Origin of the sequence: Streptomyces sp. CC208A (assembly GCF_030010625.1) — a bacterium.
In the GTDB taxonomy this organism is placed as follows: domain Bacteria; phylum Actinomycetota; class Actinomycetes; order Streptomycetales; family Streptomycetaceae; genus Streptomyces.
The window spans coordinates 98751-114781 of sequence record NZ_JASCXN010000023.1; the positions used below are offsets into that span (position 1 = coordinate 98751).

The following is a 16031-nucleotide window of genomic DNA, read 5'->3' on the forward strand; positions in this document are numbered from 1 at the left end:
GCCGGAGCTCCGCCCGGCCGCCTGAGAGGACGGGAGAAGGCGCCGGCCCCCCTCCCCGCGGGGAGGGGGGCCGGCGCCTTCGTGCTGTGTCCGGGCTCAGTGCGCGGCGGGGACGTACGACGCGAGCGCCGCCGCCAGCTCCTCGTGCACCCGGGCCTTGAGCAGGGTGCCCTCCGGGGTGTGCTCCTCGGAGAGCATCTCGCCCTCGGTGTGCACCCGGGAGACGAGACCGCCCGCCGTGTAGGGCAGGAGGACCTCGACCTCCACCTCGGGGCGCGGGAGCTCGCGGTCGATCAGGGCGAGCAGCTCCTCGATGCCCTCGCCCGAGCGGGCGGAGACGGCCATGGAGTGCTTCTCGACGCGGAGCAGCCGCTGGAGGACCAGCGGGTCGGCCGCGTCGGCCTTGTTGACGATCACGATCTCCGGCACGTCCACCGCGCCGACGTCGCGGAAGACCTCGCGGACGGCGGCCAGCTGCTCCTCCGGGGCGGGGTGCGAGCCGTCCACCACGTGCAGGATGAGGTCGGCGTCGGCGACCTCCTCCATGGTGGAGCGGAACGCCTCGACCAGGTGGTGTGGCAGGTGCCGGACGAAGCCGACGGTGTCGGCCAGGGTGTAGACCCGGCCGGACGGCGTCTCGGCCCGGCGGACGGTCGGGTCCAGGGTGGCGAACAGCGCGTTCTCCACCAGGACGCCGGCGCCCGTGAGGCGGTTGAGCAGGGAGGACTTGCCGGCGTTGGTGTAGCCGGCGATGGCGACCGACGGCACCTTGTTGCGGCGCCGCTCCTGCCGCTTGATGTCACGGCCGGTCTTCATCTCCGCGATCTCCCGGCGCATCTTCGCCATCTTCTCGCGGATGCGGCGCCGGTCGGTCTCGATCTTGGTCTCACCGGGACCGCGGGTGGCCATGCCGCCACCGCCGCCGCCACCCATCTGCCGGGAGAGCGACTGACCCCAGCCGCGCAGTCGCGGCAGCATGTACTGCATCTGCGCGAGGGCGACCTGCGCCTTGCCCTCTCGGGACTTGGCGTGCTGGGCGAAGATGTCGAGGATCAGGGCGGTCCGGTCGACCACCTTGACCTTGACGACGTCTTCGAGGGCGATGAGCTGGCCGGGGCTGAGCTCGCCGTCGCAGACGACGGTGTCGGCACCGGTCTCGACGACGATGTCCCGCAGCTCCTGGGCCTTGCCGGAACCGATGAAGGTGGCCGGGTCGGGCTTGTCGCGGCGCTGGATCACGCCGTCGAGGACGAGGGCGCCCGCCGTCTCGGCGAGGGCCGCGAGCTCCGCGAGGGAGTTCTCGGCGTCCTGCACGGTCCCCGAGGTCCAGACGCCGACGAGCACGACGCGCTCCAGGCGCAGCTGCCGGTACTCGACCTCGGTGACGTCCTCGAGCTCGGTGGAGAGGCCTACGACGCGGCGCAGGGCCGCGCGCTCGGAGCGGTCGAACTGATCGCCGTCCCGGTCTCCGTCGATCTCGTGGCTCCAGGCGACGTCCTCTTCCATCAGGGCATCGGCCCGAAGGCTCTCGGTGCGGCGCGTCTGCGCGAAGCTCTGCTCGTCCTGGGAAGGGGAAGAAGAGGAGGTCATTGGATCCTTACGTCGATGGGAACGATGGTGTCGGTACAACGTGCGGCGGCTCCGGAACATTCCCTCGCGGGATCCGGCCGGCCGCGTCGCCGACCCGAAAATGGTGACACGGGCGGTCGGCGCCCGTCACGCGGGTTTCCTCGGCGCACTCAGCGGTCCGTCTCCGGGGCCGGGAGGCTGCGCCAGTCCGGGTGCCCGGGCATCGGCGGGGTCTTCTCCCCGTACAGCCAGTCCGCGAAGAAGGTGTCGAGCTCCCGCCCGGAGACCTGTTCCGCCAGCGCCGTGAAGTCGGCGGTCGTGGCGGTGCCGTCCCGGTGGTCGACGACCCACCGCCGCTGCAGCCGGTCGAAGGCGTCGGTGCCGATCTCCTGCCGGAGGGCGTAGAGGACGAGCGCGCTGCCGTCGTACACGACGGGACGGAAGAGGCTGATCTTCCGACCGGGCGCGGGCGGGCGGGGCGCCGCCGGCGGGCCGCCGTCCGCGCGCCAGCCGTCGGAGGCGGCGTACGCGGCCTCCATGCGCCGCTCCAGGGACTTGCCGGCCGTCTCGTCGGCGTACAGCGCCTCGTACCAGCTGGCGTGCCCCTCGTTGAGCCACAGGTCGGACCAGGTGCGCGGGGAGACGCTGTCGCCGAACCACTGGTGGGCCAGCTCGTGGACCATGACCGCGTCGACGTACCACTCGGGGAAGCGGGGGTCGGTGAAGAGCCGCCGTTCGAAGAGGGAGAGGGTCTGGGTCTCCAGCTCGAAGCCGGTGGTGGCGTCGGCGACCAGCACGCCGTACGTCTCGAAGGGGTACGGGCCGACCTTGCCCTCCATCCACTCCAGGTGGCCGGGGGTCCTGCGCAGCCAGGGCTCCATCGTCTCCCGGTCCTGGGTGCGGACCACGTCCCGCACCGGCAGGCCGTGCGGGCCGGTGCGGTGCAGGACGGTGGAGCGGCCGATGGAGACCTGGGCGAGCTCGGTGGCCATGGGGTGGTGGCTGCGGTACGTCCAGGTGGTGGTGGCGCCGTGGTCGGTGCGGCCGGCGGGCAGGCCGCCCGCGACGACGGTCAGGTCGCTCGGGGCGGTGATCCGGAAGGTGAAGGCGGCCTTGTCGGAGGGGTGGTCGTTGGAGGGGAAGACCCGGTGGGCGGCGTCGGCCTGGTTGGCCATGGCGAGGCCGTCGGAGGTGCGGACCCAGCCGCCGCTGTCGGCGGGACCGCGCGGATCACTGGTGTGGCGGACGGTGACGGTGACGGGTTCGCCCGCGTCGATCGGGGCGACGGGGGTGATGACCAGGTCCTCGCCGCTGGTCTCGTAGGCGGCGGGCACGCCGTCGACGGTGACGGCGGAGACCGTGCCGTGGGTGAAGTCGAGGTGGAGCCGGTCGAGGTCGGCGGTGGCGAGGGCGTCGACGCGGGTGACGGCGGTGAGCGGCTCGGTGTTCACGCCGGAGTAGGTGAGGCCGATGTCGTAGGCGAGGACGTCGTAGCCGGGGTTGCCGAGGTGCGGGAAGAGCGGGTCGCCGATGCCGAGCGGCTCCGGGGCGGGCAGCGCGGCGGCGACCAGGCCGGCCGCGGCGGCGACGAGGCCGGCGGACCGGAGCCAGGGCCGCCGACCCGGCCGTACGCGGCTGCCGCCGGGCGGCGGGACGGCGACAGGGGGGGCAGAGGCCGGTGGGGCGGGCGGGGAAGTGTGCGCCATGGGCCAGGGCTACCAGGGTCCCGCCCCGCTCCCCCGTCCGACGCGCGCGGCCGCCACCCGAAGGAGGTCACTCCGAGTGGGCTCCTGACGGGCGGGTTCGAGGTTGTCCGGCCTCAGCGGCGGTGGGTGCGGCCGACGTCGTAGACGCCGGGGACCTCGCGCATGGCCCGCATGAGGTGGGGGAGTTCGGCGGCGTCGACGAGCTGGAGGGTGTACGTGTGGCGGACGCGTTGCTCGTTCGGCGGCTCGACGGTGGCGGAGACGACCTCGGCGCCGGCGGTGGCGATGGCCTCGGTGAGATCGGCGAGCAGACCGGGGCGGCCGAACGATTCGGCAACGAGGGTGACCCGGCAGTGGACGGCGTCGCCCCAGCGGACGGGGACGGCGGTCCGGCCGAGCCGGTGCATGGCGTCGACGGACGGACAGCCGGTGCGGTGGACCGTGACGGCGCCGCCCCGCACCAGGAAGCCGGTGATCTCGTCGGGGGGCACGGGGGTGCAGCAGCCGGCCGGGCGGACGGCGGCCGGCGGTCCGCCGTCGAGGTCGGCGTGGAGCTCCGCGCCGGAGCTGCGGTCGGCGGCGACGCTGAGCGGCGGGCGGGGGGCCGCGGCGGGCTGGGCGACGGTCTCCGGGTGGGCCTGTAGCCAGCCGGTGATGGCGATCCTGGCGGCGGGGGTCCTGGCGTGGTCCAGCCAGTCCGGGGAGGGTCCTGAGCCGGTGTCCTGGGCGAGGAGCAGCTGCACGGTGTCGCCGTCGGCGAGGACGGTGCTCAGGGGGGTGAGCCGGCCGTTGACGCGGGCGCCGAGGCAGCCGTGGGCGGCCTCGCCGTGCTGCGCGTAGGCGGCGTCGACACAGGTGGCCCCGGCGGGGAGCCCCAGGGTGCCGCCGTCGGCGCGGAAGACGGTGATCTCGTGGTCCTCGGCGAGATCGGCGCGGAGCGAGCTCCAGAAGGTGTCGGGGTCGGGGGCGGACTCCTGCCAGTCGAGGAGGCGGGCGAGCCAGCCGGGCCGGGTGGGGTCGGCGCGCTCGCCGTCCTCGGCGGCCTCGGCCCCCTCGGGCAGGTCGGTGGTGTCCGAGGTGGTGTCCGATGTGGTGTCCGGGGTGGTGGCGTAAGGGCTGCCGAGGGCGACGACGCCGGCCTCGGCGACCTTGTGCATGCGGTGGGTGCGGATGAGGACCTCGGCGACGGCCCCGTCGGGAGCGGCGATCGCGGTGTGCAGCGACTGGTACAGGTTGAACTTGGGGGCGGCGATGAAGTCCTTGAACTCCGAGATCAGCGGGGTGAAGCAGGTGTGCAGCTCGCCGAGGACCGCGTAGCAGTCGGCGTCCTCCGCGACGAGGACGAGGAGCCGTCCGAAGTCGCAGCCGCGCAGCTCGCCGCGCTTGAGGCGGACGCGGTGGACGGAGACGAAGTGGCGGGGGCGGACGAGGACTTCGGCGGCGATGTCCGCCTCGCGCAGGACGGCGCCGACCTGTTCGGCGACGGCGGCGAGCGCGTCCGGGGAGCCGGAGCCGGTGGCGTCGGCGATGAGCGCGCGGGTGGCCTCGTACTCCTCGGGGTGGAGGATCGCGAAGACCAGGTCCTCCAGTTCGGTCTTGAGGGCCTGGACGCCGAGCCGTTCGGCGAGGGGGATGAGGACGTCCCGGGTGACCTTGGCGATGCGGGCCTGTTTCTCGGGCCGCATCACACCGAGGGTGCGCATGTTGTGGAGCCGGTCGGCGAGTTTGATCGACATGACCCGGACGTCGTTGCCGGTGGCGACGAGCATCTTGCGGAAGGTCTCGGGTTCGGCGGCGGCGCCGTAGTCGATCTTCTCCACCTTGGTGACGCCGTCGACGAGGTAGGCGACCTCGTCGCCGAACTCCCGGCGGACCTGATCGAGCGTCACCTCGGTGTCCTCGACGGTGTCGTGGAGGAGGGAGGCGGTCAGGGTGGTGGTCTCGGCGCCGAGTTCGGCGAGGATGAGGGTGACGGCGAGCGGGTGGGTGATGTACGGCTCGCCGCTCTTGCGGAACTGGCCCCGGTGCGAGGACTCGGCGAGCACGTACGCCCGGCGCAGCACCGACAGGTCGGCCTCGGGATGGTGGGCCCGGTGCGCCTCGGCAACGTGGCTGATGGCGTCGGGCAGCCGGTCGCGCGGGGCGGGGCCCGCGGTGGCGCCGAGCAGGGCGGCCCGGCCGAGCCTCCGCAGGTCGAGCCGGGCGCGTCCGCGCCTGCGGACGCCCGTGTCGGTGGCTGCGGCCTCGGCCGCGCTCACGGGGTTCGTGGCCTCTGCGCTCATGGGGCACCTCCGGCGACGTCGACCGGCGGTGGACGGGCGGGGGGAGCCCGGAGGGCCGGTGCTTGATGCTACCGACCCCACCACGCGGTGCGGTCACGCTCTCGCCCAGCCCGAATCGGATCACCCATTCGAGCGATGGCGCAGTCGTTGACTGTTTCGATTACGCCGCCCGGCCGGGTGCCCCGACAGCCGGTTCAGTCCTGGGCGAGCCAGGAGGGCTCCAGGGTGCCCTCGGCGACGATGACGGCCGGTCCGGTCATCTCGACCTCGCCGTCGGGGTGCTCGGTGATGACGAGGGTCCCGCCGAGGACGTCCACGGTGTACGTGACGGGGGCGCCGGTCTCGGCCGGGTCGGCTCCGTCTCGGCGGGCGGCGGCGACGGCCACGGCGCAGGCGCCGGTGCCGCAGGAGCGGGTCTCGGCGGCGCCGCGCTCGTGGACGCGCATGGCGACGTGGCGGGGCCCCCGGTCGGCCACGAACTCGATGTTGACCCCGTCCGGGTAGACGGAGGCGGGCTCGTACGGCGGCTCGTCGTAGAGGTTCCCGGCGTGGGCGAGGTCCTCGACGAAGGCGACCGCGTGCGGATTGCCCATGTTCACGTTGCGCGCGGGCCAGCTGCGGCCGTCGACGGCGACGGTGACGCCCTCGGCGGGGAGGACGGCGCGGCCCATGGAGACGGTGACGGAGCCGTCCTTGTCGAGGTGGACGCGCTTGACGCCGCCGCGGGTGGCGACGGCGACCTCGCCGGCGGTGACGTGGCCCGCGTGTTCCAGGTAGCGGGCGAAGACCCGGACCCCGTTGCCGCACATCTCGGCGACCGAGCCGTCGGCGTTGCGGTAGTCCATGAACCACTCGGCCTCGTCGGCCATGGCCCGGGCGTCGGGGTGGGCGGCGCTGCGCACGACGTGCAGCACGCCGTCGCCGCCGAGGCCGGCGCGACGGTCGCAGAGCCGGGCGACGAGGGCGGGGGGCAGGTCGATCTCGTTCTCCGCGTCGGGGACGATCACGAAGTCGTTCTCGGTGCCGTGGCCCTTGAGGTAGCGGAGCGGGGTGGTCTGCGTGCTGGTCACGAGATCAACTGTACGGTGCCGCTCGGACAGCCGTTCCGGTTGTCCACAGGACGGGCCCCGAAGGCCGGAGGGGCTCAGCGGAGGCGGGCGACGCGCCAGACCGCGAGGGCGACGAGGGCGGCGGTGGTCGTCACGTACAGGGCGAGGACCCGCCAGTCCGGCCGCTCGCCCGAGCCGCGCTTCGGCAGCCCCGGCCAGGTGGACCCGACCTTGCGGGCGGCCATCATGCCCCAGCCGGCGGCGCAGAAGCTGATCAGCAGTCCGAGCATGGCGACGACCGCGCCGCCGTCACCGGAGCCGAAGGCCAGCGGGAAGGCGAACATCAGCGAGCCGACGGCGGCGAGCCCCACGATGGGGGCGAGCTGCCAGATCCTCAGCAGGCGCCGCGGTCGCAGCTCGACCTCGACCTCGCCCGCGTCGACCTCGACGGCGGAACCCTCTGCGTCGTCGGGTCCGTCGGGGGTCAGCCCCGGGGCACCCCCGGGGACCGCCTCGTGCTGTTCTCTGTCGCGAGGGCCGGCCTCCATCGCCACGCGCCCTCCCACTCGGACTCCACTTGGTCGATCGATGCTCGATGATGGCACGCTCCCGACCGCCGAAATGACGGGCGGAGCGTCCCGATGCCATCACGTGATCAGGCTGTAACCGCTCGTTCGATCAACGACAGCGCCTCCCCCGGGAGTTCCCCTCGGTGATCGGCGGCTCCGCTGAGCCAGTGGACCCGCGGGTCGCGGCGGAACCAGGAGTCCTGGCGGCGGGCGAAGCGCTTGGTGGCGCGCACGGTCTCGGCGCGCGCCTCGTCCTCGGTGCACTCCCCCGCGAGCGCCGCGAGCACCTGCTGGTAGCCGAGCGCGCGCGAGGCCGTGCGCCCCTCGCGCAGTCCGAGCGCCTCCAGGGCGCGGACCTCGTCGACGAGCCCCGCCTCCCACATGCGGTCCACGCGGGTGGCGATCCGCTCGTCGAGCTCCGGTCGGGCGACGTCGACGCCGATCTGGACGGTGTCGTAGACGGACTCGTGGCCGGGGAGGTTGGCGGTGAAGGGCCTCCCCGTGATCTCGATGACCTCCAGAGCGCGGACGATCCGGCGTCCGTTGCTGGGGAGGATGGCGCGGGCCGCCTCGGGGTCGGCGGCGGCGAGCCGGGCGTGCAGGACGCCGGAGCCGCGCTCGTCGAGCTCGGCCTCCAGGCGGGCCCGGATCCCGGGGTCGGTGCCCGGGAACTCCAGGGCGTCCACGGCCCCGCGGACGTACAGGCCGGAGCCGCCGACGAGGACGGGGGTACGGCCTTCGGCGAGCAGCCGGTCGATCTCGGCGCGGGCGAGGCGCTGGTACTCGGCGACGCTGGCGGCCTCGGTGACGTCCCAGATGTCGAGGAGGCGGTGCGGGACGCCGCCGCGCTCCTCCGGCGTCAGTTTGGCGGTGCCGATGTCCATCCCGCGGTAGAGCTGCATCGAGTCGGCGTTGACGACCTCGCCGTCGAGCTGCTGGGCCAGGAACACACCCAGATCGGACTTTCCGGCCGCCGTGGGACCGACGACGGCGATGACCCGCGGTGCGGGAGCTGCGCTTCTCACCGTCCCAGTCTCGCAAACCCCGGGAGGCGTCCCCGAACGAGCGACGTGACAGGGGGGTGGGGGGTTCGTTGCCCGTTGCGTGGTCCGGGCCGCCGTTCCCGCGTACGGCACCCCCCGACGAGTAGGCTAGGGAGTGGACATGGGCGTTTTCGCAATGTTTCGCCGGAAGAACCGGAAGAGGAAGGGTGCGGCGGACGACGTGGCCGAGGTCTCGCCACCCGAGCCCGGGACGGCAGAGACCGGAACCGGAACGACAGGGGCCGAAGCGGCGGAGGCCACGGAGACGGAAGGGACGGTGACCCGGATCCCCGTCGCGGGAGTGACCGTCCCGGAGGAGTCCGCCGTGGAGGAGTCCGTCCCGGAGGAAGCCACTCCGGAGGAAGCCGCTCCGGAAGCCGTCGCCGAGGTCGTGGAGATCCCTCGGCAGCAGTCGGTCGACACCGCGGCGGACACCTCCCTGCTCCCGGACACCGACAGCGGAACCGGCGAAGCCGCCCATCGGTAGGCAGGACACGGACACGGAGAGGTGCCCCATGGGTCTCATGGATTCGCTCAAGGCCAAGCTGGGCCCCGCCAAGGAGAAGGTCGCGGACCTCGCGCAGCAGCACGGGGAGAAGATCGACCACGGCCTGGACAAGGCCGCGAAGATGGTCGACGAGAAGACCAAGGGCAAGTACAGCGACAAGATCCAGTCCGGTACCGGCAAGGCCAAGGAGGCCCTCGACCGGATCGGGCACAAGGAGCGCGGCGAGCGCAAGGGCGACGGCGACACCGGCCCGACTCCGCCTCCGGCCGCCTGAGCTCGCGCACGGAACGGGCGGTGGTCACGGAGGATCCCCTCCGCGGCCACCGCCCGTTCCGTTTCCCCGCCTCCGAGGACGCCTCCGGGGACCCGGGACCTCTAGGACCAGACGGCGACCAGGTACTCGACGCCGTACGGCGCCTCCTCGTGGAGGAGGCGGCCGCCCAGGCCCGTTCCCTCGGCGGCGCCCGCGAGGACCTGCCAGGGGGCGCGTCCGGCCGCCTTCAGCTCGTACGCGAGGCCGGCGTCGAGCGCGAGGAGGCCGGGCACGTCGGCGGAGCCCAGGGCCCGCGCGGCCTCGGCGTCGAAGCCGGCGGCCCGCTCGTCGAGGTAGCCGGGGGCCTTCACGGTCCGGCAGGCGCTGCCGTCGCCCATGACGAGCAGGGCGACCCGCTCGGCCGAGGCGGCCAGCCGCCGTCCGGCCTCCGCGCACTCCTCCGCGGTGGCCCGCTCATCGACCCCGAACCCCGCCACGGACGCGCCGGGGGCGCCGGGCCGGTCGGTACGGGAGAGCAGCCAGGCGCCCACGGCGAGGGAGGCGGGCAGCGTACGGCCTCCGGGGCCCTGGCCGAGGCTCACGGCGAGGTCGACGCCGAAGCCGGCGAAGGAGCCGGTGGAACCGGCCGGGAAGGCGCCCCGGGCGCCCTCGGGCGCCGGCCCGACGACGTACAGCCGGTCGGGCCGGGCGGCGGCGAGCACCCCGAGGGCGTCCGCGCAGTGCGCCCGCGCGTCCTCCAGCTCGGGGGCGGCGCCGCCGGCGACCTCGGGCACGAGGAGCGGCGGGCAGGGGCACACGGCTGCGGCGACAAGCATGATCCGCAGCCTACTGCCCGGGGCCCCGCGGTCTCGTCGACCGTCAGCGACCGGTGCCGCAGGCCGGGACCTCGGCCGCGGGGAGCGGCTCGGGAACGCCGATCTTCGGCAGGCCGAGCAGGACCCCGGCCGGCTTGGCGGCGGCCGCGGCGGTGCGCTTCTCCCAGGCGTCGCCCGCGCGGGTGCGGCGGACGGCGGTGGTCGGGCCCTCGGCGAGCAGGTGGTGCGGGGCGGCGTAGGTGATCTCGACGGTCACCACGTCGCCGGGGCGGACGTCCTCGTCGGGCTTGGTGAAGTGGACGAGCCGGTTGTCGGGGGCGCGGCCGGAGAGGCGGTGCGTGGTGCCGTCCTTGCGGCCCTCGCCCTCGGCGACCATGACCTCCAGGGTGCGGCCGACCTGCTTCTTGTTCTCGTCCCAGGAGATCTCCTCCTGGAGGGCGACCAGGCGCTCGTAGCGGGCCTGCACGACCTCCTTGGGGACCTGGTTCTCCATCTCGGCGGCGGGGGTGCCGGGGCGCTTGGAGTACTGGAAGGTGAAGGCGTTGGCGAAGCGGGCCTCGCGGACGACGTGCATGGTCTGCTCGAAGTCCTCCTCGGTCTCGCCGGGGAAGCCCACGATGATGTCGGTGGAGATGGCCGCGTGCGGGATGGCGGCGCGCACCTTCTCGATGATCCCGAGGAACCGCTCCTGCCGGTAGGAGCGGCGCATGGCCTTCAGGACCGTGTCCGAGCCGGACTGGAGCGGCATGTGCAGCTGCGGCATCACGTTCGGCGTCTCGGCCATGGCGGCGATGACGTCGTCGGTGAAGTCGCGCGGGTGCGGGGAGGTGAAGCGGACCCGCTCCAGGCCCTCGATCTGGCCGCAGGCGCGCAGCAGCTTGGAGAAGGCCTCGCGGTCGCCGAGGTCGGAGCCGTACGCGTTCACGTTCTGGCCGAGGAGGGTGATCTCGGAGACGCCCTCGGCGACCAGCGCCTCGATCTCGGCGAGGATGTCGCCGGGGCGGCGGTCCTCCTCCTTGCCGCGCAGGGCGGGGACGATGCAGAAGGTGCAGGTGTTGTTGCAGCCGACCGAGATCGAGACCCAGGCCGCGTACGCCGACTCGCGGCGGGTCGGCAGGGTGGAGGGGAAGGCCTCCAGGGACTCGGCGATCTCGACCTGCGCCTCCTGCTGGACACGGGCGCGCTCCAGGAGGACCGGCAGCTTGCCGATGTTGTGCGTGCCGAAGACCACGTCGACCCACGGGGCCTTCTCGACGATGGTCTCGCGGTCCTTCTGCGCCAGGCAGCCGCCGACGGCGATCTGCATGCCGGGGCGCGCGGTCTTCATCGGGGCGAGGTGGCCGAGGTTGCCGTACAGCTTGTTGTCGGCGTTCTCGCGGACCGCGCAGGTGTTGAAGACGACGACGTCGGCACCGTCGGTGCCCTTGGGCGCGCGGACGTAGCCCGCCTCCTCCAGCAGACCGGAGAGCCGCTCGGAGTCGTGGACGTTCATCTGGCACCCGTAGGTGCGAATGTCGTAGGTCTTCGGTCCTTCGATGCCCACTGTGAGACTCCGGTCGCTGCTGCTGGTCATGCATCCAAGAGTAGGCGGTCCCCGGCGGGCCCCGGCCCCGGCGCCGGACGGGCACCGGGGCGGCCCCCGTGTCCGGATGTGACAGGGAATCGTCATTGCCGCCATGCGGCGGGCGGGGGAAGGTGGGGGCATGTCCGAGACGCACGCCGACGGGCGGCCCGAGCACCGGGTCGTCATCGCGCTCTTCCCCGATGTCGACCTCCTCGACGTCACCGGTCCCGCCGAGGTCTTCGCCCTGGCCGGCCGGGTGAGCGGCGGGCGCGCCCGCTACCGGGTGCGGCTCGCCGCGCCCGGCGGCGCCGGTGAGGTGCGGACCTCGGCGGGGGTGCGGGTGGTCGCGGACCTCGGTTTCGACGAGGTCGGCGCGGACGTGGACACCCTCCTGGTGCCGGGGGCGGTGGACCCGGGGGAGAACGGCGAGGTCGTCGCCCGGCTCGACCCGGAGGTCGTGCGGTGGGTGCGGGAGACCGCCCCGCACGCGCGGCGGGTGGCGTCGGTCTGCGTCGGCGCCCACGTGCTGGCGGCGGCCGGCCTCCTCGACGGGAGGACCGCGACGACCCACTGGTCCACGGCCGCGCAGCTGGCGGCCGCGCACCCGGAGGTCACCGTCGACCCCGATCCGATCTTCGTACGGGCGGACCGGGGCCGGCTGTGGACCGGGGCCGGGATCAGCGCCTGCCTCGACCTGTCCCTCGCCCTGGTGGCGGAGGATCTGGGCGAGGAGACGGCGCTGGCGGTCGCCCGACAGCTCGTGATGTACCTGAAGCGGCAGGGCGGCCAGAGCCAGTTCTCGGTGCCGCTGAGCCGTCCGGCGGCCGGCCGGAGGGGCATCGACGAGCTGCGGCTCTGGATCGCGGACCACCTCGACGAGGACCTGTCGGCGGAACGCCTTGCCGGCCGGATGTGCCTGAGCGAGCGGCACTTCGCCCGGGTCTTCGCACAGGAGACGGGGTCCAGCCCCGCCGCCTACGTGGAGGCGGCCCGGATCGAGGCGGCCCGGCGGCACCTGGAGACCTCGGACGCGCCGCTCGCCGAGGTGGCGGCCCGGGCGGGGCTCGGCTCCGTGGAGACGCTGCACCGGGCGTTCCGGCGCCGGCTCGCCACGACGCCGGCCGCGTACCGCCGCCGCTTCCGTACCGGGGCGGGCTGACCCCGCCTCCCCCTCTCTTCTCCCTTCCCCGTGCGGGGCGGGCGGCTCCGCCACGCCCTCACACAGTCCGTTCAGTCATGAAAGGTTCAGAAATGAGCGTCACTCCGTCCACTCCCCTGCGTTCCCTCTCCGGTCTGTCCGACGAGCCGGCCCGGCTCTCGGAGGCGGTCCTGGTCCTCATCGACGTCCAGAACACCTACCGGTCCGGCGTCATGGCCCTGGAGGGCGCCGAGGAGGCCGTCGCCGAGGCCGCGCGGCTCCTCGCCCGCGCCAGGGCGGCCGGTACGCCGGTCGTCCACGTCCAGCACGACGGCGGCGAGGGCTCCCCGTACGACATCACGGCCCCGGTCGGCGCGATCAGCGACGAGGTGGCCCCGGTCGACGGCGAGCCGGTCGTGGTGAAGAACTTCCCGGACTCCTTCCACGCCACCGACCTGGAGAAGGTCCTGACGGGCCTCGGTTTCGCGGCGGGAAGCGGGAAGGACCTGGTCCTGGCCGGGTTCATGACCCACATGTGCGTCAACTACACCGCCCAGGCCGCGTTCAACCTGGGCTACCGGCCCACGGTGGTCGCCGGGGCCACGGCCACCCGGGCGCTCACCGCGCCGGACGGGACGGTCGTACCCGCCGCCGAGCTCAAGCGGGCCGCGCTGACCGGCCTGACCGACGTGTTCGCCGTGGTGGTGCCGACGGCGGCGGACCTGCCGGCCTGAGTCGGCGGGTCCGCCACCGTCAGGCGGGGCCCCCGGTCAGGAGGGTGTGGAGGCGGAGGAGGGTCCGCTCGTCGCCGAAGCCGCCCGCCTTGATGACGACGGGGACCCGGGGGAGGTCCGCAGGGCCGGCCAGGGTGCCGCGGGCGATGCCGGGTTCGGGTTCGTCATGGAGGTCGATGCCGTGGGCGCCGAGCGCGCGCAGCACGGCCTCCGCGGTCTCCCCGCCGGTGAGCACGAGCCCGTCGAAGGGGGCCCGGGCGGCCAGAGCCGCCACGGAGGCGGCGAGGAGCCGGGTCAACTCGGCGGGATCCGCCCGGCGTTCGTGGGGCGTGTGGAGGATGCGTACGGGAGTGTCGGCGGCCCTCAGGCGGCCCTCCGTGACGGCGCTGACCGCGCCCGGTTCGGCGGCCAGCAGGGCGAGTTGGCGGCAGGTGGCGGGGTTGGCGCTGCCGACGGCGACCAAGGGGCGGGCGGCGGGCGGGAGTTCGCCCGGGGTGGCGTCGGAGGCGGGGAGGGCGTGGTGGCGGGCGAGGGCGGCGGCCAGGCCCGGGGAGCCGACCCACAGGACGGCCTGGTGGTCGGGCACGGCGGCGACGATCCGGTCCAGGTCCGCATCGGTGGCGGCGGAGCAGACGAAGAGGCCGCCGTCCGGGAGGAGTTCGGCCGGCGACTCCGGCCGGTCGGAGTCGACGAGGACGGCTTCCGGGAGGAGGCGGGCGAGGTCGGCCGTACGGACGGGGTGGGCGGGGTCGCGGGCGAACTCGCTCTCGTCGACCCGTGTCCCGCGCACGTACTGGACACCGTGGCGAGTGGTGCGGCCCTCGGCCGGGAAAGCGGGGGCGATCACGGCCGACCGCCGCCCCGAGCCCTCCCGCGCGGCGCGGATCTCGGCGGCCACGTGTCCGCGGAGGGTCGAGTCCACGGTCTTGAGCAGCAGTCCCGCTCCGGACAGGGCCCGGGCCGCCTCCCGGGTACGGGCCACGGCGCCGGCCTCGTCGAGGAGCCGGCTGCCGAGGTCGACGGCGAGGACCCCGTCCTCCTGCCCGTGACCGGCGAAGGGGCTGCCGGAGAGCAGGACCCGGGCCGGGTGACCGGCCCTGCGGAAGGGCGCCGCCCCGTCCCCCGCGCTGGTCAGGTCGTCGGCGAGGACGGCGACGCGGGGCGGCGGGACGACGGACGGGACGGGGCGGCGCATCGGCGGCTTCCTCGGGTCGTACGGGCGCGGGCGGGGCGATCGGCACCGGCGTCGGCCTCAGCCTCGGTGCCGGGCTCGGCCTCGGTGCCGGGCTCGGCCTCGGTGCCGGGCTCGGCCTCGGTGCCGGGCTCGGCGTCGGTGCCGGGCTCGGCGTCGGTGCCGGTCCACCCTCACCCGTACGACCTGATCAGTCCAGCGGTATCCGGTCCGGCGGCGGCCGGTACGCGTACGGCGACAGGGGCATGGACGGGGACAGGGGCATGCCGGAACTCCCTCGGGACGGGGCGAGTCAGCGGCTCGGCCTGGGCCAGGGGCGGGCAGGGGGAACTGCCCTCAAGATCACCGAGCGCTTTCCGACGCTAACCGGACGGGCCCGGCACCACGAGCAGGACACACGGCGCGGCGCGCCCGCCTCGGCCCGCTCACCACTTCGGCGGAGCGCGTCCGGGATCCGGCGGGAGCGCCCGGCTTCGCGTACCGCTTCCCTATCTCCCCGGGTCGGCCGACATCACACCGCCGTCACCCGCTCGCCCTGGCCAGGGACGGCGGCCACCTGGCAGGATCGCTGGCATGTTCCCCTCGCTCACCCGCGCCGCCCGCCGCCGCGTCCTCGCGCTCGCGGCCGCGCTGCTCGCGGTGGGTGGGGTGCTGGTGTGGTGGCTGGCGCCCTTCGGCCCCCCGACGCCCCGCGGCTCGGTCACGTTCAGCACCGGCGTCCCCTCCGGCGTCTACCAGCGCTACGGCGCGCTGCTCAAGCAGACCCTGGCCGAGGAGTTGCCCGAGGTCTCGGTCACGCTGGAGGACAGCGAGGGGTCCCAGCAGAACCTGGCGAGGGTGGCCTCCGGCCAGGCCGACTTCACGATCGCGACCGCCGACGCCGTGGCGCAGTACATCCGCGACCGCCGGCCCGGCTTCGAGCGGCTGCGCGGCTGCGCCCGGCTCTACGACGACTACGTGCAGCTGGTCGTGCGCAAGGGGTCGTCGATCCAGTACGTCCCCGACCTGCGCGGGCTGCGGGTCGGCGTCGGCCAGGACGGCTCGGGCGTGCGGCTGATAGCGGACCGGATCCTCGCGGCGGCCGGGATCACCCCGGACCGGGACGTGGAGGCGGTGCCGGTCGGCATCGACACCATGCCGGAGCTCCTGGAGCGGGGCTCCCTCGACGCGTTCTTCTGGTCGGGCGGTCTGCCGACGCACGCCGTGCAGTCGCTGTCGGAGCGCTTCGAGGTACGTCTCGTACCGATGGACGACTCGGTCGTGGAAGCGCTGCGGGACGTGGGCGAGTCGACCCGGCTCTACCGCTCGGCGGTGATCCCGGCCGACGCCTACGCGAAGGCGCAGGACGGGCAGCCGGTGAAGACGCTGGCGGTGGCGAACCTGATGGTGACGACGGCCGAGACCGATCCGGACCTGGTGGAGGGTTTCACCCGGTCGGTGATCGACAGCCGGGACGTCATCGGCAGCCAGGTGCACCCGGCCCAGCTGGTGGATCTGCGCACGGCCGTCTACACCGAGCCGCTCGCCCTCCACGACGGCGCCCGCCGCTACTACCGCTCGGTGAAGCCCTGACCTCTCCGCCCCGCCC

At 74.1% G+C, this 16031-nt stretch carries 14 protein-coding genes; 5 read left to right on the forward strand and 9 right to left on the reverse strand.

Going from position 1 to position 16031, the window contains the following annotated elements; translation table 11 throughout:
- Positions 1-96: 96 nt before the first annotated feature.
- From hflX to miaA, 6 genes are all read right to left on the reverse strand, one after another.
- Entirely contained in the window at positions 97-1590 is a 1494-nt protein-coding gene (gene hflX / locus QK442_RS23665; protein ID WP_282696050.1) for a GTPase HflX, read from the reverse strand.
- Positions 1591-1739: 149 nt separating this feature from the next.
- Positions 1740-3275, reverse strand: a complete 1536-nt coding sequence (locus QK442_RS23670) for a M1 family metallopeptidase (protein WP_282696051.1) — start codon at positions 3273-3275, stop codon at positions 1740-1742.
- A gap of 113 nt (positions 3276-3388) precedes the next feature.
- Positions 3389-5557, reverse strand: coding sequence for an HD domain-containing protein (locus QK442_RS23675; RefSeq protein WP_282696052.1), 2169 nt, complete (start codon positions 5555-5557; stop codon positions 3389-3391).
- Positions 5558-5751: 194 nt separating this feature from the next.
- Positions 5752-6627, reverse strand: a complete 876-nt coding sequence (dapF, locus tag QK442_RS23680; RefSeq protein ID WP_282696053.1) for a diaminopimelate epimerase — start codon at positions 6625-6627, stop codon at positions 5752-5754.
- A gap of 74 nt (positions 6628-6701) precedes the next feature.
- Positions 6702-7154, reverse strand: coding sequence for a hypothetical protein (locus QK442_RS23685; RefSeq protein WP_282696077.1), 453 nt, complete (start codon positions 7152-7154; stop codon positions 6702-6704).
- A 107-nt stretch (positions 7155-7261) separates the two neighbouring features.
- Positions 7262-8200, reverse strand: coding sequence for a tRNA (adenosine(37)-N6)-dimethylallyltransferase MiaA (miaA, locus tag QK442_RS23690; RefSeq protein ID WP_282696054.1), 939 nt, complete (start codon positions 8198-8200; stop codon positions 7262-7264).
- Positions 8201-8495: 295 nt separating this feature from the next.
- On the opposite strand from miaA, the gene QK442_RS23695 reads away from it, so the two are divergent.
- Together QK442_RS23695 and QK442_RS23700 are read left to right on the forward strand one after the other, a co-directional pair.
- The gene (locus tag QK442_RS23695; protein ID WP_282696055.1) at positions 8496-8705 is read left to right on the forward strand and encodes a hypothetical protein; all 210 of its coding nucleotides are present in this window, start codon (positions 8496-8498) and stop codon (positions 8703-8705) included.
- Positions 8706-8733: 28 nt separating this feature from the next.
- Positions 8734-9000 carry an antitoxin gene (locus QK442_RS23700; protein ID WP_282696056.1) on the forward strand — a complete coding sequence of 89 codons (267 nt, stop codon included), beginning with the start codon at positions 8734-8736 and terminating at the stop codon, positions 8998-9000.
- Between the two features lie 101 nt (positions 9001-9101).
- Here the strand turns inward: QK442_RS23700 and QK442_RS23705 are convergent, their stop codons facing one another.
- Both QK442_RS23705 and miaB read right to left on the reverse strand, forming a co-directional pair.
- Positions 9102-9815: a class III extradiol dioxygenase subunit B-like domain-containing protein gene (locus QK442_RS23705; protein WP_282696057.1), complete on the reverse strand. Its 714-nt coding sequence runs from the start codon at positions 9813-9815 to the stop codon at positions 9102-9104.
- A gap of 43 nt (positions 9816-9858) precedes the next feature.
- Positions 9859-11388, reverse strand: a complete 1530-nt coding sequence (gene miaB / locus QK442_RS23710) for a tRNA (N6-isopentenyl adenosine(37)-C2)-methylthiotransferase MiaB (RefSeq protein ID WP_282696058.1) — start codon at positions 11386-11388, stop codon at positions 9859-9861.
- A gap of 130 nt (positions 11389-11518) precedes the next feature.
- Here miaB and QK442_RS23715 point away from each other — a divergent pair, with 130 nt between their 5' ends.
- Complete coding sequence (locus QK442_RS23715; RefSeq protein ID WP_282696059.1) at positions 11519-12538, forward strand: DJ-1/PfpI family protein; 1020 nt, start codon at positions 11519-11521, stop codon at positions 12536-12538.
- A gap of 92 nt (positions 12539-12630) precedes the next feature.
- Positions 12631-13251, forward strand: a complete 621-nt coding sequence (locus tag QK442_RS23720) for an isochorismatase family protein (RefSeq protein ID WP_282696060.1) — start codon at positions 12631-12633, stop codon at positions 13249-13251.
- 19 nt (positions 13252-13270) lie between these two features.
- On the opposite strand, the gene QK442_RS23725 is transcribed toward QK442_RS23720, so the two are convergent.
- Positions 13271-14446, reverse strand: a complete 1176-nt coding sequence (locus tag QK442_RS23725; RefSeq protein ID WP_282696061.1) for a four-carbon acid sugar kinase family protein — start codon at positions 14444-14446, stop codon at positions 13271-13273.
- Between the two features lie 570 nt (positions 14447-15016).
- Here QK442_RS23725 and QK442_RS23730 point away from each other — a divergent pair.
- A complete protein-coding gene (locus tag QK442_RS23730) occupies positions 15017-16015 on the forward strand; it encodes a TAXI family TRAP transporter solute-binding subunit (RefSeq protein ID WP_282696062.1) in 999 nt (332 codons plus the stop codon).
- The last annotated feature ends 16 nt before the right edge of the window (positions 16016-16031 follow it).